Annotated in this window: 20 protein-coding genes; 17 read left to right on the top strand and 3 right to left on the bottom strand. The window is 68.7% G+C overall.

Features of this window, described 5'->3' with window-relative positions; translation table 11 throughout:
• Positions 1 to 7 precede the first annotated feature (7 nt).
• The 5 genes from VKA86_03660 to VKA86_03640 all read left to right on the top strand — a co-directional run bounded on the left by VKA86_03660 (position 8) and on the right by VKA86_03640 (position 6,074).
• Positions 8 to 529, top strand: a complete 522-nt coding sequence (locus VKA86_03660) for a hypothetical protein (protein HKK70288.1) — start codon at positions 8 to 10, stop codon at positions 527 to 529.
• A gap of 157 nt (positions 530 to 686) precedes the next feature.
• Positions 687 to 2,057 carry a sulfatase gene (locus VKA86_03655; GenBank protein HKK70287.1) on the top strand — a complete coding sequence of 457 codons (1,371 nt, stop codon included), beginning with the start codon at positions 687 to 689 and terminating at the stop codon, positions 2,055 to 2,057.
• Between the two features lie 23 nt (positions 2,058 to 2,080).
• A complete protein-coding gene (locus tag VKA86_03650; protein HKK70286.1) occupies positions 2,081 to 3,484 on the top strand; it encodes a sulfatase in 1,404 nt (467 codons plus the stop codon).
• A gap of 36 nt (positions 3,485 to 3,520) precedes the next feature.
• Positions 3,521 to 5,344, top strand: a complete 1,824-nt coding sequence (locus tag VKA86_03645; protein ID HKK70285.1) for a cation:proton antiporter — start codon at positions 3,521 to 3,523, stop codon at positions 5,342 to 5,344.
• A gap of 73 nt (positions 5,345 to 5,417) precedes the next feature.
• Positions 5,418 to 6,074: a hypothetical protein gene (locus tag VKA86_03640; GenBank protein ID HKK70284.1), complete on the top strand. Its 657-nt coding sequence runs from the start codon at positions 5,418 to 5,420 to the stop codon at positions 6,072 to 6,074.
• 7 nt (positions 6,075 to 6,081) lie between these two features.
• Here the strand turns inward: VKA86_03640 and VKA86_03635 are convergent, their stop codons facing one another.
• Positions 6,082 to 6,972, bottom strand: a complete 891-nt coding sequence (locus VKA86_03635) for a hypothetical protein (protein ID HKK70283.1) — start codon at positions 6,970 to 6,972, stop codon at positions 6,082 to 6,084.
• A 114-nt stretch (positions 6,973 to 7,086) separates the two neighbouring features.
• On the opposite strand from VKA86_03635, the gene VKA86_03630 reads away from it, so the two are divergent.
• A complete protein-coding gene (locus VKA86_03630) occupies positions 7,087 to 8,607 on the top strand; it encodes an alkaline phosphatase (protein ID HKK70282.1) in 1,521 nt (506 codons plus the stop codon).
• Complete coding sequence (locus VKA86_03625) at positions 8,604 to 10,034, top strand: FAD-binding oxidoreductase (GenBank protein HKK70281.1); 1,431 nt, start codon at positions 8,604 to 8,606, stop codon at positions 10,032 to 10,034. Before VKA86_03630 ends, VKA86_03625 begins: the two co-directional genes overlap by 4 nt.
• Before the next feature lie 7 nt (positions 10,035 to 10,041).
• Here VKA86_03625 and VKA86_03620 read toward each other — a convergent pair whose 3' ends face one another.
• Positions 10,042 to 10,914, bottom strand: a complete 873-nt coding sequence (locus tag VKA86_03620; protein HKK70280.1) for a hypothetical protein — start codon at positions 10,912 to 10,914, stop codon at positions 10,042 to 10,044.
• Positions 10,914 to 11,690, bottom strand: coding sequence for a sulfite exporter TauE/SafE family protein (locus VKA86_03615; GenBank protein HKK70279.1), 777 nt, complete (start codon positions 11,688 to 11,690; stop codon positions 10,914 to 10,916). The genes VKA86_03620 and VKA86_03615 overlap by 1 nt, the downstream gene beginning before the upstream one ends.
• 151 nt (positions 11,691 to 11,841) lie before the next feature.
• Between VKA86_03615 and lipA the strand changes: the two genes are divergently transcribed.
• The 10 genes from lipA (at position 11,842) to VKA86_03565 (ending at position 25,463) form a co-directional block, all read left to right on the top strand.
• Complete coding sequence (lipA, locus tag VKA86_03610; protein ID HKK70278.1) at positions 11,842 to 12,768, top strand: lipoyl synthase; 927 nt, start codon at positions 11,842 to 11,844, stop codon at positions 12,766 to 12,768.
• Complete coding sequence (locus VKA86_03605; protein ID HKK70277.1) at positions 12,737 to 14,140, top strand: ATP-binding protein; 1,404 nt, start codon at positions 12,737 to 12,739, stop codon at positions 14,138 to 14,140. The genes lipA and VKA86_03605 overlap by 32 nt, the downstream gene beginning before the upstream one ends.
• Position 14,141: 1 nt before the next feature.
• Positions 14,142 to 15,491 (top strand): sigma-54 dependent transcriptional regulator, encoded by a 1,350-nt coding sequence (locus tag VKA86_03600; protein ID HKK70276.1) that lies wholly within the window; start codon positions 14,142 to 14,144, stop codon positions 15,489 to 15,491.
• 224 nt (positions 15,492 to 15,715) lie between these two features.
• Entirely contained in the window at positions 15,716 to 16,828 is a 1,113-nt protein-coding gene (locus VKA86_03595) for a hypothetical protein (GenBank protein ID HKK70275.1), read from the top strand.
• A gap of 84 nt (positions 16,829 to 16,912) precedes the next feature.
• Positions 16,913 to 18,229, top strand: coding sequence for a hypothetical protein (locus VKA86_03590; protein HKK70274.1), 1,317 nt, complete (start codon positions 16,913 to 16,915; stop codon positions 18,227 to 18,229).
• Positions 18,230 to 18,396: 167 nt separating this feature from the next.
• Positions 18,397 to 20,973, top strand: a complete 2,577-nt coding sequence (locus VKA86_03585; protein ID HKK70273.1) for a M6 family metalloprotease domain-containing protein — start codon at positions 18,397 to 18,399, stop codon at positions 20,971 to 20,973.
• A gap of 125 nt (positions 20,974 to 21,098) precedes the next feature.
• Positions 21,099 to 21,386, top strand: coding sequence for a 4a-hydroxytetrahydrobiopterin dehydratase (locus VKA86_03580; GenBank protein ID HKK70272.1), 288 nt, complete (start codon positions 21,099 to 21,101; stop codon positions 21,384 to 21,386).
• Between the two features lie 123 nt (positions 21,387 to 21,509).
• The gene (gene proS / locus VKA86_03575) at positions 21,510 to 22,955 is read left to right on the top strand and encodes a proline--tRNA ligase (protein HKK70271.1); all 1,446 of its coding nucleotides are present in this window, start codon (positions 21,510 to 21,512) and stop codon (positions 22,953 to 22,955) included.
• 46 nt (positions 22,956 to 23,001) lie between these two features.
• On the top strand, positions 23,002 to 24,297 hold the full coding sequence (locus VKA86_03570; GenBank protein HKK70270.1) for a hypothetical protein: 1,296 nt from the start codon (positions 23,002 to 23,004) through the stop codon (positions 24,295 to 24,297).
• Between the two features lie 44 nt (positions 24,298 to 24,341).
• Complete coding sequence (locus VKA86_03565; GenBank protein HKK70269.1) at positions 24,342 to 25,463, top strand: PQQ-dependent sugar dehydrogenase; 1,122 nt, start codon at positions 24,342 to 24,344, stop codon at positions 25,461 to 25,463.
• Positions 25,464 to 25,621: the final 158 nt, after the last annotated feature.

Genomic DNA, 25,621 nt, shown 5'->3' with positions numbered 1-25,621 from the left:
AGGTTCCATGCACCTGCGTACCCTCGTGGTCCTCGCCGTCGCCCTGGTCTGCACGACGGCCACCGTGGCTTCGGCCCAGACACCCGTGTCGTTCGGCGGCCAGCTGAACTACGCCGACGACTTCGATCTGGGCATCGGAGCCCGTGCGGTGATGGGGACCGGGGAGTTCGTGGAGAACACCCGTGCCATGGCCAGTTTCGACTTCTATTTCCCCGACGACGCCGGCAGCGCCGATGTGAGTTTCTGGGAGATCAACATCAATGGTCACTACATGATCCCGATCGAGAACTCCCCGGTGGGTGTGTACGCCGGGGGCGGACTGCACATCTACAACGTGTCGGTCGACTTCGACGAGAGCGAGTTCGGACCCTTCGCCGATTCGATCGACAACGACGACAGCGGGGTGGGCCTGAACATCCTCGGTGGCGTCGACTTCGACGCCGGCCCGTCGGTGACGCCCTTCGCCGAGCTGAAGATCGAACTCGGCGGAGCCGAGCAGTTCATCCTGACCGGTGGCGCACGCTTCTAGCCCCGGATCGGTTCGACCGCGTTCGACGGGACCCGTGGCCGGCCGGCCGCGGGTCCTCGTCGTGGGGGGTGACCTTGCGGGGGGAGCCGGGCCCGGGCTATCGTGACCGCCGCAGGGCGCGACGGCGCCCGATCCCGTCAACCCTCCGGAATCCGGCGTGGCTGTCCTTCGACGCACCTTCCTGCTCGTCGCTCTCGTGGCCCTTCTCGCATGTGGAGGGCCGAGCGACGACACGTCGCCGCCCGACGTCGTCCTGATCTGCCTCGACACCCTGCGCGCGGACCGGCTGGGCAGCTACGGTCGCAGTCCGAGCATCACCCCTCACCTCGATGCCTTCGCCGGCAGGTCCACGCGCCATGCCCGCACATGGGCGACCTCTCCGTGGACCCTGCCGTCGCACGCGTCGATGTTCACCGGACAGCACGCCTTCGAGCACGGAGCACGCACCGTGGCGCTCGAGGACACCGCAGCCGTGCAGAACAACAACGTGGTGCCGTTGAGCGAGAACGCGCTCACGCTGGCCGAGCGTCTGCAACGCATGGGGTACCGGACCGGGGCGATCGTCGCGAACGAGGCCTACGTCACGCCGCGTTACGGGATGGACCAGGGCTTCGAGCACTTCGACGTCTCGATGCGCTTCGCGCCCGCGCTGAACGCCGCCGCCGAGGCCTGGCTACGCCACGACGACGACCGGCCCGACTTCCTGTTCCTCAACTACATGGACACGCACCGACCCTACAACCTGACCCCGCGCGAGGGATTCGTGACCCCGAGGTCGCCGCAGGAAGGGGTGCGATTGTTGAAGTCGCTGTACCCCCGGGTCCTCGACGGCGACGACCCCGAGAAGAACCTTCGACGCCTGCGCGATCTGTACGACCTGTCCGTCGCGAACCTCGACGCGGGTCTCGGGGACTTGTTCGAACGACTGCGCCGGCTCGAGCGGTTCGATGACGCCCTGATCGTGGTGCTGAGCGATCACGGCGAGTTCCTGGGTGAGCACGATCTGATCGAGCACTCGAAGGACGTGTACGAACCGGTGCTGCGCGTGCCCCTGATGATCAAGGGACCGGGGCAGACCGAGGGGCGGGTGGAGTCCGGGGAGACGAGCCTGGTGCACGTGCCCCATCTCGTGGCGCGTCATCTCGAGGTGCTGCCGGCCGAGGCCTTCCCCTACGCATGGCCCGGGTCGGCCGTGCTCGCCGAGAACCACTTCACGCGGATCAAGGACCTGCGCTCGGCGTGGGCCGATCGCTTCGATCGCAGTCGCCGCGTGATGATCGAGTGGCCGCGGAAGTACATCCACTCGAGCGACGGCGACCACGAGGCCTACGATCTGGTCGAAGATCCGCACGAGCAGGTGGATCTGACCCGGATCGAACCCGACGCCGTGGACGATCTGGCCGAGGTGCTCGAGTTCCGACTGGAGAATCCGCGGGCCACCTTCGAGCAGATGAACGACCGGGCGGTCGCGCCACCGGAGCTCGACCCCGAGGAGATCGAGCGGCTCCGGTCGCTGGGCTACTTCTGATTCGTCTTCCCGAGAGGCCCGTCATGGTGCGTTCCCGGCTCGTCCTGGTCTTCGTCGTGCTGCTCGTGGCGTGCGCGCCGCGTGTCGAGTCGCCGTTGCCTCCGCTCGAAGATCTGAACGTACTGCTCATCTGCATCGACACGCTCGGTGCTGGTCACGTGGGGGCGCTGGCTCCCGAGGACGAGCCGGGTCTCGACACGACACCGAATCTCGACGCACTCGCACGAGGCGGCGTGTTGTTCACGCGGGCGCAGGCGCCGGCGCCCTGGACCCAGCCGAGCGTCGGTTCGCTCTTCACCGGGTTGACCCCTTCGCACCACGGCGCCATCCACCTGATGGATTCCCTGTCCGACGAGCACACGACACTGGCCGAGTGGATGAAGGCCCGTGGGAAGCGCACGGGCGGTGTGATCAGCCACTTCCTGATCGATCGCGAACTGGGGTACGCGCAGGGTTTCGACCGCTACGACGAGACCCCGATCGCCGGTCACCGGGGAGTGTCGTCGCGGGAGGTCACCGACCGTGCGATCGCCCAGCTCGAGGCCATGGCCGGCGACTCCTTCTTCCTCTTCGTGCACTACTTCGACCCACACAACGTCTACGTGCACCACCAGGACTTCTCGCGCAGCGACTGGTACGACGGTCCCGCGCGGCACTGGGATCCGCGGATCAACGAGCTGCGGCGCCGGCGCCACGACATGTCCCCCGACGATGTCCGCTACTTCCGCGACGTCTACCGCGAGGAGGTCGCCTTCACCGATCACCACGTCGGACGATTGCTCGACGCCGTCGAGCGCGCCGGTCTGCACGACGACACGTTGGTGATCGTGGTCGCGGACCACGGCGAGTCGTTCATGGAGCAGGGTTGGATCGGGCACACGCGCTATCTCTACGACACCTTCGTGCACGTCCCGATGATCATGAGCCTGCCTTCCCACCTCCCGCCCGACACGGTGAGGGCGCCGGTGTCCCTGGTGGATGTGCCGGTCACCCTGCTGGACCTGGGGGGTGAGGACGTCGGGTCGGGCTTCGACGGAGACTCGCTCGTGCCCCTCCTGGCCGGCGCCCCCGAATCCGAGTGGCAGCGCCGGCCGCTGTTCGCCGAGGTGTCGTTCCTGGTCGACGGCGACGAGCGCGACCCCCAGGTGATCGAGAAGGAAGCCTTCCTCACGGCCGTGACACGCGAAGACTGGAAACTGATCCACGATCTGGCCGCCGGGAGCTGGGAACTCTACGACCGATCGGACGACCCCTACGAGCGAGACGATCTCTACGACCCCGAACACCGAATGGTGCGCGAACTGCGCCCCCTTCTGCAGGAATGGGAAGAGGGAAAGACCGCGACCTGGGGCCGGGAGTTCGTCGATCTGGACGCCCTGAGTCCCGAGCAGCTCGAACGTCTGCGCAGTCTGGGCTACGTGGACTGACTTGACACCCTTCGGGGGTGGGCGGACGCTGCGGCCATGGAATCCATCGTACAGAGCCTGGCGGGGATCGTCGTGGCCGGCGTGCTGGCCCAGTGGATCGCGTGGCGAGCCGGCCTGCCGAGCATTCTTCTGCTCCTGGCGGTGGGGATCCTCGCCGGCCCGGTTCTCGGGTGGCTGGATCCCGACGCTCTCTTCGGCGACCTGCTGCTCCCACTGGTCTCGTTGTCGGTCGCGGTGATCCTGTACGAGGGTGGTCTGAGCCTGCGTCTGGGGGAACTCCGCCACGTCGGCACCATGGTCCGGAACCTGTGCACGATCGGAGTCGTCGTCACGTGGGCCGGGGGCACGCTCTTCGCGCGGTGGTGTTTCGACGTCCCCTGGAACATGGCGCTCCTCCTCGGTGCCCTGTTCATCGTCACCGGTCCCACGGTGATCGGCCCGATGCTGCGGCAGATCCGCCCCCACCGCAGCGTGGGAACCGCGCTGAAGTGGGAGGGGATCGTCACCGACCCGCTGGGTGTGATGGTCACCATTCTCGTGTTCGAAGTGATCCTGCACGGCCTCGAAGGGGCGAATCCGGTGCGGGGGGTTGCCTTCACGCTCGGAATGGGGAGCCTCTACGGAGTGCTGGCGGGTCTGGGCATGGGCTTCCTGCTGCGCCGTCACCTGCTTCCCGACCATCTGCAGAACCCGGTGTCGCTCATGCTCGTATTCGTGGTCTTCGGCGCGAGCGAGCAGTTGCAGCCCGAGTCGGGGCTGTTGGCCGTCACGGTCATGGGCGTGACCCTGGCCAACCAGCGTCGGGTCGACATCCGCCACATCGTCGAGTTCAAGGAGAGCCTTCAGGTCCTGTTGCTGGCGGTCCTGTTCGTCCTGCTGGCCGCGCGGATCGACCGCGAGATGCTGCTCGAGATCTCGTGGCGGCACGTGCTGTTCCTGGGGGCCCTGGTGGTCGTCGTGCGACCGGTTTCCGTCCTGCTGAGCGGCCTGGGCACGCCCATGGCATGGCGGGAGCGATTCTTCGTGGCGCTCGTCGCCCCGCGGGGGATCGTCTCGGCTGCTCTGGCATCGGTCATCGCGCTGGAGTTCGCCGAGCACGACGTCGCCGACGCGGCAATGATCGTGCCCCTGGCCTTCTTCGTGATCGTGGGGACCGTGCTCGTCTACGGAACCGGTGCGCCCTTCGTGGCACGGTGGTTGGGTGTGAGCTCCGCCGCCCACAAGGGCCTGTTGATCCTGGGCGCGCACGAGTGGGCGCGTGCCCTCGCCGAGACCTTGCAGCGTGTCGGCGGCGACGTCCTACTGGTCGACACGAACCGCAATCACGTGGGTGCGGCGCGGATGACCGGACTCGAAGCGGTGGGCGAGAACATCCTGACCGAGGGGGCGCTGGAGGACATCGATCTGTCGGACCGAGGGGTCTTCCTGGCGCTGACCCCGAACGACGAGGTGAATTCGCTGGCCTGTGTCCGTCTGGCCGAGGTCTTCGGGCGCGCGAACGTGTACCAGCTCGAGACGGCCGACGCGACGGAGGGCGAGGACGAGCTCGAGGTGGGAGGAAGGCGGCTGTTCGACGAGGACGTCACCTACCGATCCATCACGCGCCGGCACCGCGAGGGGTGGGTGTTCAAGTCCACGCGGCTCAGTCAGGACTTCACGATCGACGACTACCACGAGCTGTACGGGGCGGACGCGCTGCCGCTGTTCGTGGTGTCGGAGGACGAGTCGATCGTCCCCTTCGATTCGAAGCTGCCGTTGCAGGCGCGCGAGGGGCAGAAGCTCGTGGGACTGGTCCCGGGCGATGCCGATCCTCCCGGCCGGGCGCGACGGCGCGACGAGGCACCGACCGACGAAGGGTGACGCGTGGGGCTTGCCCTGGCGCGGGCGCTGTCGCTACCGTTCGTGGAACCGAACTCTGGCCACGAGGAACTCCATGCGCACACTCTGTTCAATCGGTCTCGTCGCGATCCTGTCGTGGTCCGTCGTGGGGTGCAGTGACGACGACGACGTGGTGGGGGTCGGTCCCGACGACGGCGACGGGCCGACGGTGCCGACTTCGCCCTCCGAGTGGCTCGATGCCTTCGAGGCGGCCTGGGGGCAGCGTGATGCGCAGGTCTACGCGGATCTCCTCCACCCGCTCTTCGTGTTCCGTCTCGCCCCGGCCGATGTCGATGCGATCGGACTCGCACCGACCTGGGATCGCACGACGGAACTCGAGGCCTTCGCCGGACTGTTCTCCGATTCCACGGGGACCGGCCCACCGGTGGAATTCTTCCGGATCCTCGAGATCGATCTCGATGGGCAATGGACCGAGGACCTGGCGCCGGACGTGGCGCCCCAGGCCGACGTACGCGCGGTGCTCGCGCTGCGGGCGACCGCCGATTTCGGCGCAGACTCACGCGACGTCGCCGGGCTGCAGCGCATGTACCTGGCGCGCGAGTCCACGATGGTCGACGGCCAGGCCGTCGATTCGTACCGCCTGGTCGCCTGGGACGACCTCGGGGTGCCGGGATCCCGAGGTCCCGCGGCGCGCGCGAACGACACGATCAGCTGGACCGCGCTGAAGGCGATGGTGCTTCCCGTCCGCTGAACTCGTCTCACTCCAGCCGCAGGTCGTCGACCCTCAGGACGAGTGGCCGAGGCGTGTTCGGCGTACCGAACAGGACCACCGTCTTCACCGCGCTCAGGTCCAGGTGTCGATCGCGCGGCCCCTCACGGATCGCACGGAGCGGGATCGTGACGTCCCGCCATTCCGCGTCCACGCGGACCCGTGTCTGGAAACGGTCGTGGTACGTCCCGTCGTGGAGCACGTCGTCCACCCGGATGGCGACATCGGTCGGGACGTCGCCCTCGGCTGCGATCCGGAAGGACAGTCGGTCGTAGCCGGACCAGTCCGAGGGGAACTCGCGCACGATGAGGGCGGGGTAGTTCCCCTCGATCAGCGTCAGCCGGGCGTGGCCCTCCGAATCGAAGCGCAGGTCGCCTCCGCGCGTGGCCAGGAAGAGGCGTTCCCACGCCTCTTCGAAGTCGTGCAGAACGGGGAAGCGCGCCTGCCGGGCGTCCAATGCGCGCAACGTGGAATACAGCGGCGACAAGGCCGCCCCGGTGCCGATGACGGCTGCGACCACCAGCAGCGTGCGTGCGGGCAGCGTCCGGACCCACGGCACCGCGGCGGCAGCGGTGCCGATGGCGATGCCGAGCAGATCGCGAGCGAAGTCGAAGGGATCGGAGTCCCGGGGCGTGAACTTCTGGATCCCCTCGGTGCCGACGGCCAGTGCGAGAGCGAAGGCCAGGGCGAGGCCGAGGTGGGTCCAGCGTCGCGTCGCGGGCGCCGAGCGTTCGATCGCGTGCAGCAGGACGAATGTGAACACGGCGAAGCCGATCGCGTGCAGGGCGTCCTGGAGTTCGCTGGTGAGGATGCCTTCACGTGGGAGTGGAGCCACGGCCAGACCGAAGGCGACGACCACGGCCGCGAGGCCTGCCGGCACGCGCGATGAATTCCACGTCAAGGGGGCCTCGATGGGTTGGGAAGGGCGAAGCGCTCGTGTAGACTACCGATTCGCGCCGTTCGGGTCGATCGTCGTCAGGAGAGGTACACGCGGATGCGCCTTCAACACCTCGCTCTCGTCCTCGGTTCCCTCGTGACCGCCGTCGGCTCGGCCTGGGCTCAGTCGCAGTCGCAGTCGCAGCCGGCCAACGTGATCTTCGTCCATCCCGACGGCGCGGCGCTCAACTCGTGGAACGCCGCGCGGACCTACTGGAAAGGTCCCGACGGGCGATTGGCGTGGGATCTCATGCCGGAGATGCTGGTCTACCGCGGGCACATGTCCGACCGTCTGGGGGCGACGTCCAACGGCGGAGCCACCGCCCATGCCTTCGGGCAGCGTGTGAAGGGGGGCGGCTCCTTCGGTCGCGACGGATCACGGGAGGAATCGGTCGAGATCACCGCGGCCTCGGGCTATCACGGCAGTGTTCTGCGGGAGGCGGCCAACACCGGTCACCCCGTGGGCCTGGTCAACGACGGTGACCTGCCCGAGCCCGGCACCGGAGTGTACTGGGCCGAGGCTTCGCACCGCGACGAGGCGAACGAGATCGCCCGACAGTTCGTCGACGGACGTCCCGGATTCGAGGACGTCGACGTGCGCCCGGTCGTCGCCCTGGGTGGGGGCGAGGCCTTCTTCCTTCCCGACGACGCCCCGCCGTGCGGTGACCGGATCACTCCGGACTGCTACCTGCACGTCGACCCGCTGAGCGGGGATCGGGCCGCGCGCGAAGACGGTCGCAACCTGGTCCGTGAACTCCTCGGCGACGGTTGGGTGGTCCTGCGGACCCGAGCCGGGTTCGAGGACTTCGCGCGGCGTCTGCGGGCCGAGCCCGGCTGGACGCCGCGCGTGCTCGGGCTGTTCGCGGCCGAGGACGTGTTCAACGACACGACCGAGGAACGCATGGTCGCAGCGGGTCTGGTACGCGACGAACCGTCGCGGCTCGATCCGCGCGCGGGTCGGTTGATCACGCACGGCTCGCCACCGGGGACGCCTGGCTACGACCCTCCGCGTGCCGAGGAGATGCACGACGTCGCGCTCGAGGTCCTGCGCCGGCACGCGGAAGCCGCGGGCAAGCCCTTCCTGCTGGTCAGCGAGGTCGAGAGCACCGACAACTTCGGCAACAAGAACAACGCTCTCGGCACGCTCGTCGGTCTTCGCAGCGCAGACCGGGTGATCGATGCCAGTCTGCGCTTCGTGCGGCGCAACCCACGGACCTTCGTCCTGACCGCGGCCGACAGCGACGGCAGCTCGCTGCAGGTGGTGTCGCCGCCGCGGTCGACCGTACGCGTGAATCCGACCGGACGGTCCGAGGACGACGTTCGGGTTCCGACCGACGGGATGCTCGGACGCGACACTGCACCCTTCGTGGCCAGCGCCGACGACAGCGGCCGCGAGATGGAATTCACCGTGGCCTGGATCGGCACCGTCGACGTCCACGGGGGCATCCTTTCGCGCCTGGCCGGATGGCGCGCGGAAGAAGTGCACGGACGGTATGCGTCGAGATTCACGAACACCGACGTGTACGCGGTGACACGCGCGATCCTGTTCGGTGAATCTCTGGGCGCGGGCACGCGATGAACGATTCCGCGCTGCTCGGAGCCCTGCGTGCCGACGTCGGCGAGTCGGCGGTCCTGACCGTCCCCGAAGACCGCGCGCCGTACGAGAAGGGCTGGCGCTACGGCGAAGGGCGGGCCCGGGCGGTGGTGTTGCCGTCGTCGACGGAAGGGGTCGCAGCCGTCATGCGCCGTTGCGCCGAGCACGGCGTGCGGCTCCAGCCGATGGGAGCGAACACCGGTCTGGTCGCAGCCTCCAATCCCGACGCCAGCGGCGAACAGCTCGTGATGGGATTGCAACGGCTCGACCGTATCGTCGGGATCGACCCGGTGGACCGCGTGGCCGTCGTCGAAGCGGGCGTCGGTCTGGGCACTCTGAACGAGGCGCTGCGCGAGTACGGCCTGTGGTATCCGATCGATCTCGGGGCCGATCCCCAGGTCGGGGGAATGGTCGCCACCAACACTGGCGGGACCCGCCTGGTCCGCTACGGTGACGTGCGCAGCAACCTGCTGGGCGTCGAGGTCGTCCTCGCCGACGGAACCGTGATGCGGCGTTTGCAACCGCTCCGCAAGAACAACACGGGTCTGGATCCCGCCCAGCTCTTCGTGGGCACCAGCGGCAGCTTCGGCGTCATCACTCGCGCAGCACTGGATCTCGCGCCCCTGCCCGTCCAGACCACCACGCTGTTGTTCGCGATCGACGAAGGGGCGGTGGCGCTCGACCTGCTTTCGCGTCTGGAACGCACCCTGGGTGACTTCCTGGCCGCATTCGAGGTGATCAGCCGCGAGGCGATCGAGGTGACGGTGCGCCGCGGTTCGCGCGTGCGCGATCCCTTCCCCGATCGCGACCCGTCCATGGTCGCCCTCGTCGAGTTCGCGACGAGTTGCACCCCCGAGCGACTCGATCTGCCGACGCTCGTGCTGGGCACCGTGTCCGGCGTCGCGGCGACGGTCGCCGGGGTCGACGACGACGCCATCCTGCTCGAACAGGACGACGCCTTCTGGCACCTGCGGCACTCCGTGACCGAGGCGATTCGTCTGGAGGGCGAGGTCCTGGCCTTCGACCTGTCGGTCCCGCGGTCGCGACTGGCCGAGTTCTCGGAGGCGATCCGCCGGCGCGTGGCGGAACGGTGGCCGAGCCTGCGGGTGTGCGACTACGGCCACTGGGGGGACGGGGGTACCCACGTGAATCTGCTGATCGATCCGAACGATCCCGCGACGCGCGATCTCCGTCCGGGCTCGGAGTCCTGGCTCTCGTTGCAGGACTCGATCTACGCCCTGTGCGTGGAGGACTTCGGGGGCAGCTACAGTGCCGAGCACGGTGTGGGGCCCCACAACCAGCGCGTGTACGATCGCTACGCCGATCCCGCGACCGTTGCCGTGAGCGACGTGTTGAAGAGGCACTTCGATCCCGACGATCGTCTGGGCACCGTGCGCTGGGGACGCCCCTGAGGCGGGATCACTCCGTCTTGCCGGTCCGGATGGCCTCGTGGGCGTCCACACCGGACTCCAGGGCTTCGTAGTCGAGCTGACTGCCGCGCAGACTGTGCGGGATCAGGTAGACGGCGAGCATGACGGCCGTCGCGACGAGGATCATCGCCCGTCCGGTCCAGCGCGGGCGCAACGACGGACGCACGGCGAGCGCGATCGCCGTCGCTGCCCAGACCACCCACATGAGCAGCGTCTTGTTGTCGGTGAGGTCGCCGCCGAGCGGCCAGCCCGTCCAGTAGGCACCGAATGCGTACTTCTGCACGACCGGGCCCAGGATCATTCCGCCCAGGGTGAGGCCGACGGCCGTCAGCGGGACCAGCCAGCGGGTCTCGTTCCGGCCGGCGACGGAAGCCAGGGCCGCGCGGACGCCCAGTAGCATGCTCAGGAACATCATGACCACGTGGGGGAGCAGGGCGGCGAGGGGAACCGGGTCCTTGTAGCGCAGCACGGGCGGGTCCTGACCCGGTGGCAGGAGCAGGTCCTGCCCTGCGTGGGTCCGGACCAGCAGGTGGTACTCGAGCTTGCCGGCGGCGGGTTGGACCGGGAGCTCGGCGGTCCCGTCGGGACCGAAGGCGACGCGGCTGGGAGGGTCCTCGGAGGGGTAGCGTTTCCAGACCAGCCACACGCGATCGACGTCGGCATGCGCCGGCCAGGTCACCGTGGCCGGAGCATCGGTGGTTGCCGAGCGCGGCAACTCGACCTCGACGGTTTGTCCCGCGACGTCGACCGTCACGTCCAGGGGGTAGGTCGGTCCCGTACGGCGTTGGTAGGTGGCCGCGGCCAGCATGATCAAGAGGGCGAGGATCCAGAGAACCACACCGGTCGAACGCTTCGAAGCCATCACACTCCCGCCACGAATCCTTCGTACACCAGGCGCAGGGTGAACAGTACCAGCAGGGCGACCACCACCCGGCGCACCCACAGCGCCCCCTGTGCGAGCTGGACGTGGGCAGCCGACCAGGCACCCGTGGTGCTGCCCAGGGCGAGCGCCGCCCCGGCGGCCCAGTCCACGGTCCCGGTCAGTCCGAAGACCGTCAAGGCCACCAGTTGGGCGATCAGCACGGTCGCGACCTTGATCGCGTTCGTCCGGATCAGGTCGAAGTGGCCGACCGAGGTGAGCACCGCGATGATCACGAAGCCCAGGCCCGCCTGGATGAAGCCCGCGTACAATCCCATGCCGAGGAAGCTGAGTACGAGTTGCCAGGTGACCCCGTCGGTCCGCGGCTTCCAGACCTCGCGCGCGGGCTTCCTGCGCAGGATCGCCCACAGCGAAACCAGCATGACACCGACGAGGATCCGACGGAAGAGGGTCTCGTCGATGTCGATCGCCAGCCAGGCGCCCAGGAGCGATCCCGGGATCACCACGAGCGACAATCTCAGCACCGTCCCCAGGGGCAGCACGTGTCCCTGATGGAAGGCGGTGGTGGCGGCGATGTTCTGGGTGATCAGACCGATGCGGTTGGTGGCATTGGCCACCGGCGCGGGCATTCCGAGCCACAGCATGATCGGCAGCGTCAGCAGCGAGCCCCCGCCGGCGAACACGTTCATGAAGCCGGCCACGAAGCCCACGACGGCCAGGACGACGATCTGACCCCATTCGGTCGCGAAGGAATCCATGGTGGCTCGGCGCTGCGGCCGCAGGGGCCGTCTTGTCAATGTCCAGGGCCTGGACTACCGTGCGCACCATCCACGATCGTCGGCCGGATTGCCAGGGTTCAGATGTGATCGTGGCCCCGGGCCGCCGATTCCGCCCCCGAACGAGGCCACCGTGCGTCGATCCACTGCCGAGTCCGATCCCGCCCCGCGCCCCCTTCGGCGCAAGCACCGCATGGGCGATCCGCGGCGGGGCAAGCCCTCGTGGCTGACCATGCGCTCGCGAACGGGCAAGGACTACTTCGAACTCAAGCGTCTGTTCCGCGAGCAGGGGCTGAACACGATCTGCGAAGAGGCCAGGTGTCCCAACATCGGCGAGTGCTGGAACGCACGGACCGCCACCTTCCTGATCCTGGGCCACCAGTGCACCCGGCGTTGCACCTTCTGTGACGTGGGTTACGGGTGGACGGGCGAGGTCGATCGTGACGAGCCGCGCCGCCTGGTCGACGCGGTGCAGGAGATCGGGCTGGACCACGTGGTGATCACCTCCGTCGATCGCGACGACCTGGACGACGGTGGGGCCGCGGTGTTCGTCGACCTCGTGGAGCGTCTGCGGGACCAGTGTCCCGACACGAAGATCGAACTGCTCGCGCCCGACTTCCGCGACAAGGTCGGCGCGCTCGAAGCGGTGCTGGCCGTCGGCGCCGACGTCTTCGCGCACAACCTCGAGACGGTCGAGGGCCTGTACGCCGGCGTGCGCCCCCGCTCGAGCTACCGCGGTTCCCTGGAGGTGCTTCGTCGGGCGCACATGCATCGCCCGCGGCCACTGGTGAAGACAGGAATCATGGTCGGTCTGGGAGAGACCGAAGACGAACTCGACCGCCTGTTCGACGACGTGGCCGGCGCGGGTGCGGACATCCTCACCGTGGGGCAGTACCTGCAGCCTTCGGCGAGACACCACCGCGTGGAGCGGTTCTACGATCCCGAGGACTTCGATCGCATCGCCGAGCGTGGTCGTCGCGCCGGCATCGCGTGGGTCGAGTCGGGTCCCTTCGTACGCAGCTCCTATCATGCCGCGGATCAGACCCAGGCGCTCGGCTGATCCGGGTGTGCCCGGGCGGCGGGCGCAGGTCCTGGGCGCCCTGACCCTGGGTGTGCTCGTGGCGATCGCTTCGGGCGCGGGGCTCTGGACCATCTACGAGCGCAGTCGCGAAGCACTCGACCGCGAGATGGGCGAGCGCCTCCTGCTGATCGCCGAGGAGGTCGCGGCCACGGCGGCGCCCGAGAGTCTGACGCAGTGGACTCTCGAGGGAGAGGACCTTGATCCCCTGCGGCCGGCCGGTCTCCGGGCGCACCTGACGGACCTGGCTCTGCGGCGTGACGTCAACTACGTCGTCGTGTATTCCTTCGAGGGCACGGTTCTCCTCGACACCTCCGGTCTGCGGACACCGGGCAGCCCCGACGACTTCCTGTTCGGCGAAGCCTTCCTGGCCCTGTCGTCGCTCGAACCGGTTCATCTGCCCACCCGCGCGACCGAGCAGGACGAGTACCTGAAGGCGGCGTTCTGGCCGATCCTGGATTCCGGTGGCTCCGAGGCGGAATTGCTCGGCCACGTCGCGGTCCACGCCGCTCCGGACTTCTTCGACACCCTGCGCACGCTGCGGGGAACCCTGGTGTTCGTCGGTGTCGCTCTCGTGGTGCTCCTGACGACGGCGGTCGCCGTGTATCTGTTCTACGCCCAGCGGCTCGCCCGTGCGCACGCGGCCCTGGCACGCAGCGAACAACTGGGTGCGATGGGCCGAATGGCGGCGGGAATCGCCCACGAGATCCGGAATCCCCTGGGGATCATCAAGAACACCGCGCAGTTGTTGCGCGAGGAACTCGACGATGCCGGCGTCGACAGCGACCTCGTCCGCTACATTCCCGAAGAGGTCGATCGACTGAACGAGACGCTGACCGGTTACCTCGAGTTCGCCAGGGACGCGCCCCTTCGCCCCGAGACCGTGGATCTGGTGCGGCTGGTACGACGGACGCTGAAGTTGGTCGAGCGCGACCTGCAGAGCGCGGGGGTGGCGGTGAGGTCCAACCTGGACTCCGTCGATCGGCTGGCGCTGTGGGCCGATCCACGCCGTCTGCAACAGGTCGTCCTGAACCTCGTACTGAACGCGGTGCAGGCCATGCCCGAGGGTGGTACGCTCGACCTGCGACTCGACTCGGTGGACGGTCGCGTCGCGCTGCATGTGCGGGACACCGGCACCGGCATGGACCCTGCACGGGCGCAGGATATCTTCGAGCCCTTCGTCACCAGCAAGGAGAAGGGTTCGGGACTCGGACTCCACGTGGTCCAGCGGATCGTCGAGGACCACGGGGGCCGGATCGAGCTCGAGACCGAACCCGGACGGGGCAGTACCTTCACGGTGGATCTTCCCGTCCCCGACGACGTCCGCTCGGTCGACGTCGCGCAGGAGGACTGACGTGGCCCGGATCCTGGTGGTGGACGACGAACAGCGCATGTGCGACGTGGTCGCGCGATCCCTCGGCCGACGCGGACACGACGTCCGCACCGCTGCGAACGGCCGCCAGGCCCTCGCGGAACTGGACGAAGCCCCCGCCGACATCGTGTTCACCGACCACCGGATGGACCCGATCGACGGCATGGAACTCCTGCAGCGCATCAAGGCCGGTCGGCCGCAGACGGCCGTGGTCATGATGACCGCCTACGGTGAGGTCGAGACCGCGGTCGCGGCGATGAAGGCCGGTGCGGCGCACTACCTGAACAAACCGGTCGACCTCGACGAGCTGAACCTGCTCGCCGATCGGCTCGTGCAGCAGAGCGAGATGAAGACGGCGCAGGCGCGTCAGCGCGAACTGCACACACGCACGGCCGAGAAGTGGGACATGGTCGGCGAGAGTCCGGCCATGCACCAGGTGAAGGAGTTGATCCTCCGCGTGGCGCCCACCGACGCCACGGTGCTCATCCGCGGCGAGAGCGGCACGGGCAAGGAGCTGTGCGCCAAGGCCATCCACCGGCACAGCCAGCGCGCCGGCGGGCCCTTCGTGCCGGTGAACTGCGCGGCGATCCCCGATTCGCTGCTCGAGAGCGAGTTGTTCGGTTACACCAAGGGGGCCTTCACGGGCGCCGACCAGGACAAGAAGGGGTTCTTCGAGCTCGCGCACGGTGGGACGATCTTCCTCGACGAGCTCGGCGAGGCGAATGCCGGCGTGCAGAGCAAGCTTCTGCGTGCGCTCGAGGAACGGAAGTTCATCCCCGTGGGGGGGCGCAGCGAGATCGAGGTCGACGTGCGGATCGTGGCGGCCACGAACAAGGACCTCGAGCGGTTGATCGACGACGGCGACTTCCGCGAGGATCTCTACTACCGCTTCAACGTGTTCCCGGTCGACCTGCCGGCGCTGCGCGATCGACTCGAAGACATCGAGATCGTCGCCGCGCGCCTGATGACCGATCTCGGCCGACGTGACGAGCGACTCTCGCCGGAAGTGCTCCGAGCGCTGCGGGCGCACTCGTGGCCCGGAAACGTCCGCGAGCTGCGCAACACGCTCGAGCGTGCGCACATCCTCGCCGGCGACACGGCGCTTCGGCCCGAACACGTGGTGCTCCCGCGTTCGCGCGGATCGGGTGCGAAGGTCGGCGACGAGCCCGTCGACCTGAACCTCGAGGAGCACGAGCGTCGTCTGATCCGTCTCGCCCTGCGGCGGGCCGCGGGAAACAAGACCCAGGCGGCCGAGATGCTCGGCCTGACCCGGCGTGCCCTCTACTCGAGGATGGAGCGGCTGAGGATTCCGATCGACGATCCGGGGACCTGATCCGCATCGGGGCGCCCCCCAGGGGACACGCTTGTACGCTGAGGGACACCGTGAGCCCGTCCGCTCGACCTTCCCCGACGTTGATCCCGGGCGGTGCATCCCGCAAACTGTTGCCGACGAAGGATTTGTCACCTCGGCCGGGCCGGGTCCGGACGCTTCCGGCGCCGGGAACGGACCGTGCATCCCCCTTCGATGTACCTGGGGATCACCCGACGAGGTTCATCATGGTCCGCCGACGACACCATCACCGCTGCCTCTCCTCCCGCCGGATCGCGTCCCGGACGCTGTCGCTGGTCGCGTGCGTCGTGGTCCTCGTGGGATCCGCGGGGTCGTCCGACGCGCAGAGCTTCGAGTTCCGGGGATTCCTGGAGCGCCACAGCAGGGTAGAGCGTGAACTCGAGCGCACCCAGGACCTGTGGGTCGAGATCAACGGGCGCGCCACGCAGTCGAACCTCCCTGCTGTCCGAGAGCTCGTGGACCAGGCGCGGCGGATCCAGGTGCGGGCCAAGGAGGCCCTGCGCGCGGCCGAGGACGCCTTCCGCGAGTCCGGCGACACCGCCCTGAGCCCGCAGGCGAACCTGCACCTGCGCAACAGTCTCACCTTCACGCTGCGTGCGCGGGACCTGACCACGCGGGCGGCTCGTCAGTTGAGGGAGGACCTGAGCCAGGAGGAGAACGCGCGGCGCACCCTGGAGCGCGCGCGGCAGCAGCTCGAACGCGCCGACGGTGGCGACGAGCGTCTCCGGGCGCAGGCTGCGCAACTCATCGATCGCGCGGGGTTCCAGTGGCGCGACGGTCGCTTCGAACAGGCGCTGCGGTTGGCCCAGAACGCGCTGACCGTGCTGCAGACGCTGCGCGAGCGTGAGGGCGATGCCCCGGACACCGAGCGGGTGGCGGCATCGCTGCAGCGGGCACGGGAGCGGTTCGAGCGCATGCGCGGTGGGGGACTCGTGGCCGAGGCCGAGGCGAAGATCCTCGAACGTCTGCTCGAACGCGCCGCGGTCGCCCTCCGCAACGGTCGCCCACGGGAGAGCGCGCAGCAGATCCTGACCGCCCGTCGCGTGATGGACGAAGCCGAGCGGTCCGGCTCGCGGGCCGGCAGCCGCACCGAGCGAGCCCTGGACCGCCTCGATGCCCAGATCGAACGGATCCGCGATCGCTTCGGGAACGACCTCCCCGATCCCGCCGTCCGTCTCCTGCGGCAGGCGGCCGAGGCGCGGGACAGGGCCCGACGGGCACTGGAGGACGACGACGAGTCACGTGCCCAGCAGCACATCCGCGCCGCCGCCGATCTGCTGGCCCGGCTGCAACGCCAGGTCGGCCGAGGCCGCGGCTAGACCTCGACGCGCCACGAGGTCGTGTCCACGGCTTCCCGCCGACCGGGGTTCGGCGGGAGGGCCCCCTTCCCGCCCCGTGTCGACGTGCGCCCGATCCTGCCCTTGTTCCTGCTGACCACGTTGGCCGCGTCGGAGGTCCCGGCCGAGGTGCGGTGGCAGCCCCGTGCGACCTTCGAGTTCGGCGTCGACAGCTTCGCCCAGATCTACCGCCTGACCGAGTTCGCCAGCGAGTCGCTGCTCAGCGACGAGAGCACGCTGCGCACCGAGACCGACGTGTTCACCGAGCTGCGCGGTGCCGCGGAGTTCGGACTGCGGGTGGGCGACCGTGATCGCGGCGCCGACCTCCGCACCCGTTTCTCGGCCGGCACCGACACCTGGCGTGGCGACGCGACCTTCGACGTGGATCTGCGCGACGAGGTCCAACGCCTCGACCTCCAGTTGGACTTCGAGGGGCGTCGCTTCCGCGACGACACCGACTACGCGCTGAGCTCGGACGTCGGCGAAGGACGGCTCCGTGCGCACTGGCGTTGGGCGGCCCACCAGGGCTGGGAAGTCGGTCTGCGCACTCGAGGCCGGGTGACGCGCTACGAGGATCCCGGTGAGTTCGAGATCGACAACGAACGCTTCGATCTCGCCCTCACGAGTCAGCTGCGGGGAGGCCTGGGCCAGTGGCTCGATCTGGAGATCGGTCTCGGTCGTCGATCGGTCGACGACTTCGCGTCGACCTCGGAAGAAGGACAGGAGGTGGGACCGGCGCTCTTCGCCTACGACCGGTGGTTCGGGCTCGCCGAATGGTCCCACGACACGGCCGGGCCCTGGCGACTGGCTCTGGTGCACTGGATCGAGCGCCGCGTGTACGACGACGAGGAACAGCGCAGCTCGCTGCTGAATCTGGTGGTCGAGCCCGAGGTGCGCCTGCGAGTCGACGAGGACTGGGAGCTGCGATGGCGCTCCGCCATGGAGTGGCTGGACTACGACGAGAGCCGCGATGCGTACTACGACCTCGCCCTGGGCCGGACGGGCGTCGCCGTCGCGCGCCGCTGGAGCACCTGGGAGTGGAGCGTGGAGCCTCGTCTGAGCTGGCTGAGTGCCCCCGCGCCCAACGAGGACGAGTACGTCCAGCCGAGCCTGGTGGTCTCGTTCGACGGCTTCGGCGGAGACCGTCTCTTCCTGTCGGTGAGCGAGGAACTGGGGCATCGGGACTACCGCGAGCCCCTCGGTGGCGGCCTGGACCTGTACAGTGACTACTGGTTCCTGAGAAGCACTGTACTGGCCAGCTACCGGATCAGCGCTTCGACATCGGTCGAACTGTTCCTGAGCGACGAGCCGGAATCACACCGGGACGAAGAGGACGACGCTCGACTGACACTGGTCACGGCCACCCTTCGTGTGCGAATCTAGACGCACGCCTGTTGGGACAGTAGAACCCCCATGGCCCCCGTCTCCGAAGCCCCGTTCCGTGTTCGACCGCGACCCGGAACGCGACGTGTGGCGCGCCGACTGCAGTTCTGTGCAGTGCCTCGGTCGGTGTGTGTTCGTCGTCAGGTCCCGAAGTTTCCGGAGGCTCCATGCGACGGCCCGTCATCGCCACCACATTCGCGGTTCTGCTGACGATCCTGACCCAGTCGTCGGGTTCGATGGCGCAGTTGTGCGCGCCTCGACCCGGTGTCGAGCTGCCTCCCGCCGCGCGGGAGCTCATGGAGCGGGACCCCCGCGCCTTCTCCTTCGGCCACGCCTGGATCGGGGTGGCCGAGCGCGCGGCGGCGGCGCGGGCAGCGCTGGCCGACGGCGCCCTGGCCCGTGGAGCGCAGACCGCGGTCAGCGGGAACTACTCGGTGCCCGTGTTCACCGTGAGCTTCGCGGACACCGACACCGTGCCCTGGAATCCCGCGGACCTCGAGCAGCGCCTGTTCGACGCCCAGGGGGCCAGCCTCACCGACTTCTACCATGAGATCAGCGGTGGTCGCGCGAGTGTCGGCGGACAGGTGATCGGCTGGACGCAGTTGAACGAGGACGAGAGCTACTACGCCGGCGCGTCGAACGGGCTGAGTCCGGCCGACGCGAAGATCGGAGAACTGATCGCCGAGACGATCACCGCGCACGATGCCACCGTGGACTTCGGTCAGTTCGACAACGACGGTCCCGACGGAATCCCCAACAGCGGTGACGACGACGGTCGGGTCGACTTCGTGGCCTTCGTGCACCCCGCCTTCGGGGGGGAGTGCGGTGGCGACAATCCGCACATCTGGAGCCATCGCTGGCGGTACCCGGCGTGGGCCCAGGTGCCCCTGCAGACCAACGACCTCTCACCGAGCGGCGAACCGATCGTCATCGACGACTACGTCATGCAGCCCGGGCTCGACTGCAACGGAGTCGACATGATCCAGATCGGCGTGTTCTGCCACGAGTTCGGCCACGCCTTCGGCCTTCCCGATCTCTACGACACGAACGGCGGTGGCGCCAACGGCGTGGGCCACTGGTGCCTGATGGCGTCGGGGAACTGGAACCGCCCCGAGTCTCCCGCGCACATGAGCGCGTGGACCAAGGCCGAGCTCGGCTGGGTGGACGTGATCGACATCGGCCCCGAGCCCGTCGTGACCGACGTCGCGCCGGTGTTCGATTCGGACACCGTGTACCGCTTGCCCTTCGACCACGACCGCTGGCGGGTCCGGACCGACTGCGCGATCGCCGGAGACGCATCCATGGCCCTGGGGGCGACTCTCGACGAGAGCACCGCTCGTGGATGGGTCGAGCCGAAGGGCTACGGCAATCGCTGGGTCGAGACGGTGGCGCGTGACTTCCACTACGACGGCAACGGCCCGGTGACGCTGAGCTACGACTACGCCGTCGACACCGAAGGAGGCTTCGACTTCGTCTTCGCGATCGTGGAGGTCGACGGTGTGGAGGCCCAGCTCGACGTCTACGACTGGACGAGCAGCGGAACCGCTACGCACGATCTCACCGCTCTGCTCGGCTCCGGCCCGGTCGACTACCGCGTGAAGTTCCGCTTCCGGTCGGACACGGCCTTCTCGAACGAGGACGGTGCCTACGCGTCGAGCTGCGCGGCCTTCGCCTTCGACGAGGTCTCGGTCGTCGGTGGGGGCGAGTCGTACGCGGCCGACTTCGAGGAACATCGCGAGGGGTGGTACTGCCCGCGCAACGAGACCGACAATCCGGTCGACGAGTACTGGCTCGTGGAGAACCGCCGCCGTCGTGGATTCGACGTGAATCTCAAGGCCGAGGGCCTGCTGATCTACCACGTGGACGACGCGGTGATGAAGTCGCGGTACGGCAACAGCGGTGGGACCGACGATGCCGCCGCCCGTGGCATCGTGGTGGAGGAGGCCGACGGTGCCTACAACCTGCTCGCCCTGGGATCCGCGAACCGCGGTGACGAGGGAGATCCGTGGCCGGGCCTGTTGTCGAGTTTCGACGGCTCGACCACTCCCGGCACCGGGTCGAACGACGGGATGCCCACGGCGATCTCCATCCTGAGCATGAACGACGTCGGCGATACCGTGCAGGTCGCGTGGCGGGCCGGAAATCCGGCACCGGTGTTCGCGGGCGTCCAGCCGGCCACGGCGCAGGCCGACGGCTCGACGATCACGGTCGCGCTCGAGGGAGCCGATCGGATCGCCCACGGTGCCACGGTACGGATGATCCGCTCGGGCGATCCGGCGATCGAGGCGACCGAGGTCGAGTGGCTCGACACCGATCGCGTGCTCGCCACCTTCACGGCCGAGCCCGCCGACCGCGGCACGTGGGACGTGGTCGTCGAGAACCCCGACGGTCAGAACGCCCTGGTCGCGGCCGGCTTCACGTGGAACGCGGTGGCGACCGATGTGCCGGCCGACCTGCGCGGACCCACCACCTTCGCGCTCGAGCGCAACGTGCCGAACCCCTTCAACCCGCGGACCCTGATCCGCTTCGCGGTGCCGCGTACCGCCCCGGTGCAATTGCGCGTGTACGACGCCCGCGGTCGGGCCGTGGTCACACTGGTCGACGAGCCCATGCCCGCGGGCCATCACGAGGTGGTCTGGGACGGACGCGACACCAGCGGACGGACCGTGGCCAGCGGGGTGTACTTCGCGCGTATGCGGTCCGAGGACTTCGCCTCGACCCAGAAGATGCTCATGGCACAGTAGACTCGGGAATCCCCCGTTGGTTGCCGGGGAGGGGCGGGTCCGTCGGGATCCGCCCCGTTCTCGTGGCGGGTCACCGCAGCACGGCTTAGGAAGTGCGCACGAACATCCCCCGCACGGAGGCCGCCATGCCCCGCCCGAGCAAGCTCGACGACGCCGCCATCGCGAAGGCCCTGGAGACCGTTCCCGAATGGTCCCGCGACGGCGACACCATCCGCCGGAGCTTCCGCTTCGACGATTTCACCGCTGCCTTCGGCTTCATGAGCCGCGTGGCCCTGCACGCCGAGAAGCGCGACCACCACCCGGACTGGAGCAACGTGTACAACGGCGTCGAGATCGCGCTGTCCACCCACGATGCCGGGGGGCTCACCGAGCTCGACTTCGACCTGGCCCGGGCCATCGACGGCTGCGTCTGACCCTCGTCGCGGGGCCGTTGCCGGGCCCCCGTCCGCGTGCTACCTTCGCCGTTCGCCGCGCGCCGGATCCGGCGTGCGGCGACGTTCCGTTCCCGCCTCTCCGTCCGACATCCCGAGGTCGCCATGGCCGACTGGCTCACCAAACAGTCCGCAGACTATCCTCGCTGGTACCAGGAGGTCGTCCAGCGCGGCGACCTGGCCGACTACGCGCCGGTGAAGGGCTGTATGATCATCAAGCCCTACGGCTATGCGCTGTGGGAGAACATGCAGGGCGAGCTCGATCGCATGTTCAAGGAGACGGGACACGTCAACGCCTACTTCCCACTGTTGATCCCGCAGAACTTCATCAACAAGGAAGCCGAGCACGTCGAGGGCTTCGCACCGGAGCTGGCCGTGGTCACACACGCCGGCGGCAAGGAACTCGAAGAGCCCTACGTGATCCGCCCGACCAGCGAAACCATCATCTGGGACTCCCTGCGCAAGTGGATCAGCAGCTACCGTGACCTGCCGATCCTGCTCAACCAGTGGGCGAACGTCATGCGCTGGGAGCTGCGCACGCGTCTGTTCCTGCGCACCACCGAGTTCCTCTGGCAGGAAGGTCACACGGCCCACGCCACGGCCGAGGAGGCGCAGGAGGAGACCCTACGCATGCTCGAGGTCTACCGTACCTTTGCCGAGGACTTCATGGCCATGCCCGTGCTCACCGGTCTGAAGACCGATCGCGAGAAGTTCGCAGGCGCGGTGCGCACCTACTGCATCGAAGCCCTCATGGGCGACAAGAAGGCCCTGCAGGCCGGCACGTCGCACAACCTCGGTCAGAACTTCGCGAAGGCCTTCGACGTGACCTTCAACAACGCCGAGGGCGAACGCGAGTTCGTGTGGGCCACGAGCTGGGGGGTGTCCACGCGCCTGATCGGCGCACTCGTGATGGCGCACGGCGACGACGCCGGCCTGGTGCTCCCGCCGCGGATCGCCCCGGTGCAGGCCGTGGTGGTGCCGATCTACAAGGGTGACGAGGAACGGTCGACCGTGGTCGAGGCAGCCGTTGCGATCGAGCAGCGCCTGAAGGACGTGGGCGTACGCACGAAGCTCGACGACCGCGACCAGATGCGCCCCGGCTTCAAGTTCGCCGAGTGGGAGCTGAAGGGCGTGCCCCTGCGCGTCGAGGTCGGCCCGAAGGACGTGGCGAAGGGCGAGGTGCGCCTGGCCAACCGGGCCACCGGGACCAAGGAACAGAAGAAGGTCGAAGTCCTCGTGGCCGAGGCGAAGGGCCTGCTCGAGACCGTGCAGCGTGACGTCTACCAGCGCGCGCTCGACTTCCGCAACGCCAACACCCACCGCGTGGACACCTACGACGAGTTCGAGGAGTGTCTCGACAGCGAGGGCGGATTCATCCTGGCCCACTGGGACGGCACCGGAGAGACCGAGGAACGGATCCAGCAGGAGACCAAGGCCACCATCCGGTGCATCCCGCTGCAGCCGCTCGATCCCGCGGACGCCGAGCCGGGCCGGTGCATGGTCACCGGCGAGCCCAGTGAACAGCGCGTGGTGTTCGCCCGGGCCTACTGATCGCAGCTCCCGGCAGGACCGGGAGCGACACCGACGAAAGGCGCCCATGCGCGCGCAGGAGCTCCAGGCCGGAGCCGTGTCGTCGAGCACGCGGGTCGTGACGACGCTCGCGCTCGTTCTGCTCGCGGGTGGACTCCGCGTTCTCACCCAGTTGCGTTCCGGCGAGTCGGCTCCCGACGCGCCGGTCTCTCTGCCCGACTTCCTCCTGTCGCCGCGGTGGCCGTGGATCGATCCACCTCTGCCCGATCTGATCCTCGCGATCAGCGAGGTCCTGAACCGGCAGTGGCTGTTCCTGCTCGTCGTCGAGCTGGTGGCCACGGCGATCGTGGTGATCACGCTCCTGCGGCTCGGCGAACGCTGGCTCGATTTCGACGCCGCGGTGCTGGGGGCCGGGCTGTGGGCGGTGGCCGCGCCCGCAGTGGCCGTGTTCGAGGTGCCCGGCGTCGAGGGATGGCAGGCGGCGTTGGCGATCCTGGTGGCCGGCGCGATGATGCGCACCGCGCGTCGGCGCGAGCCGAAGCTCGCCCTGCGGATCGGTCTGTACGCCGGACTGCTCACCCTGTTCAGCGGGGGTGGTCTGCTCTGGGCGATCGCTGCCGTCGCATGGCTTCCCGCCACCAGCAACCGGTTCCGGCGCCGGGGCTTCGCGTGGACCCTGTTGTGGGTGGTGGTCGGCTGGACCGTGATCGTCACGCCCGTCGCGGTGCGCAACGCGGTCGTGGGCAACGGCGATCCGCAGTTGCCGGTGATCGGCGACCTGGCCCGGATGCACGCGGCCGCTCGCACGGGAACCGTGGCGGCGCCCCCGCTTCCGGCGCCGACGGATTCCGTCCGTGCCCGTCCGGCGAGCGCGCGCTACGCCGAGCGGGTGCTGGAGCGAGACGGCCGATCGACCGATGCCAGCGCCTGGAGCCGGGGCACCGATCTGGTGGCGCTGACCCTCGAGGAGGCCACCGACGACGGCGGCCGGGGTTGGGCGGCGGCCCTGAAGCGCTTCGTCGCCGCGGCCGGAGGGTGGACGCCACCGGCCCGCTTCGAGGTGCTGGCCCTGCCCTGGCTGATCGTGGTGCTGTTCGCCTGGTGCGGGGTCGTGGCCATGCTGCCGTCCGCCCGTCAGTTCTTCCCGCTGTTGCTCGGCGGTGCCGTTCCGATCCTGCAGGGCATGGTCCTGGGGATCGACACCGGGACCCTGCTGGCCGCATCGCCCTTCGTCTCGCTGTACGCCGGCTACGCGATGTGGCGGGTCTGGACCGGTCGTCGTTGGATGCTGACATGGGTCGTCGTCCCGGCCGTCCTGGCCGTCGCCTTGGCCGTGCACTTCGTCGTGCGCGACTGGAGCTGAACGACGTCCGACTTCCGAGTACCGACTTTCGACGGAGGTGAGAGATGCGTCGACGCGATGTCCTCCTGGTCGCGATCCTCGTTGCTCTCGTGTGGAACGGTCTGCCGGCGATCGGCGCGGGCCGGAGCGAGGAACACCGTTTCGAGGTCGTGCGGGTGGTCGACGGTCTGCGCCACCCCTGGGGACTGACCTTTCTGCCCAACGGTGACATGCTCGTCACCGAACGTCCGGGCTTCCTGCGGCGTGTGCGCGACGGGGTGCTCGTGGACGAACCGATCGACGGCGTGCCCGCGGTGAATTCGCGGCGCCAGGGTGGATTGCTCGACGTGGTCCTGCATCCCGACTTCGCGGAGAACCGCTGGGTGTATCTGTCCTACGCCGGCGACGGCGAGGGTGGTGTGAACACCGAGGTCGCGCGCGGGCGTCTCGCGGGCGATGCCCTGACCGAAGTCGAGGTGATCTTCCGCGCGCGTCCCAAGACGCCGGGGTCCCTTCACTACGGATCGCGCCTGGTCTTCGCCCGCGACGGCACGCTCTTCGTCACCCTCGGCGAGCGCTACACCGAGATGGACGAGGCACAGGATCCGTCGAACCATCTGGGCACGGTCGTGCGCTTGAACCCCGACGGATCGATTCCCGCCGACAACCCGTTCGTCGACGGGCAGGAGGGAGCCCCCGAGGTCTTCAGCTACGGCCACCGGAACGGCCAGGGCATCGACGTGCGGCCGAGCGACGGATCGATCTGGATGCACGAGCACGGGCCGAAGGGTGGCGACGAGATCAACGTGCTGCGCGCCGGCGCGAACTACGGATGGCCGGCGATCACCTACGGCATCGACTACTCGGGCGCGATCATCAGCGAGAAGACCCACGCACCGGGCATGGAGCAACCCGTTCTGCAGTGGACCCCGTCGATCGCACCGAGTGGGATGGCGTTCTACGACGGCACGGCGTTCCCCCGGTGGGAGGGCGACCTGTTCGTCGGCGCCCTGGCCGGCACGCACCTGCGACGCGTCGTGCTCGAGGGCGACGAGGTGGTGCACCAGGAGGAACTGCTGGCCGATCGCGCGCGGCGGATCCGCGACGTGCGCGTGGGGCCCGACGGCTTCCTCTACCTGCTGACCGATCACTCCGACGGCGAGATCCTGCGATTGGAGCCCCGATGAAGCCCGTGTCGATCCTGGTGGCGTTGTTGCTGGCTGCGTGCGGCGGAGGCGAAACCGACGAGGCGGGATCCGACGCCGGACGTGCATCGGATGCCGGCACGAAGAACGAGACCGCTACGGCCTGGGTCTCGGCCTTCGACGGCGACGCCGAACGGGGG

The organism is Candidatus Krumholzibacteriia bacterium, from assembly GCA_035268685.1.
Classification (GTDB): domain Bacteria; phylum Krumholzibacteriota; class Krumholzibacteriia; order JAJRXK01; family JAJRXK01; genus JAJRXK01.
This window is presented reverse-complemented; position numbering and strand designations above follow the sequence as displayed.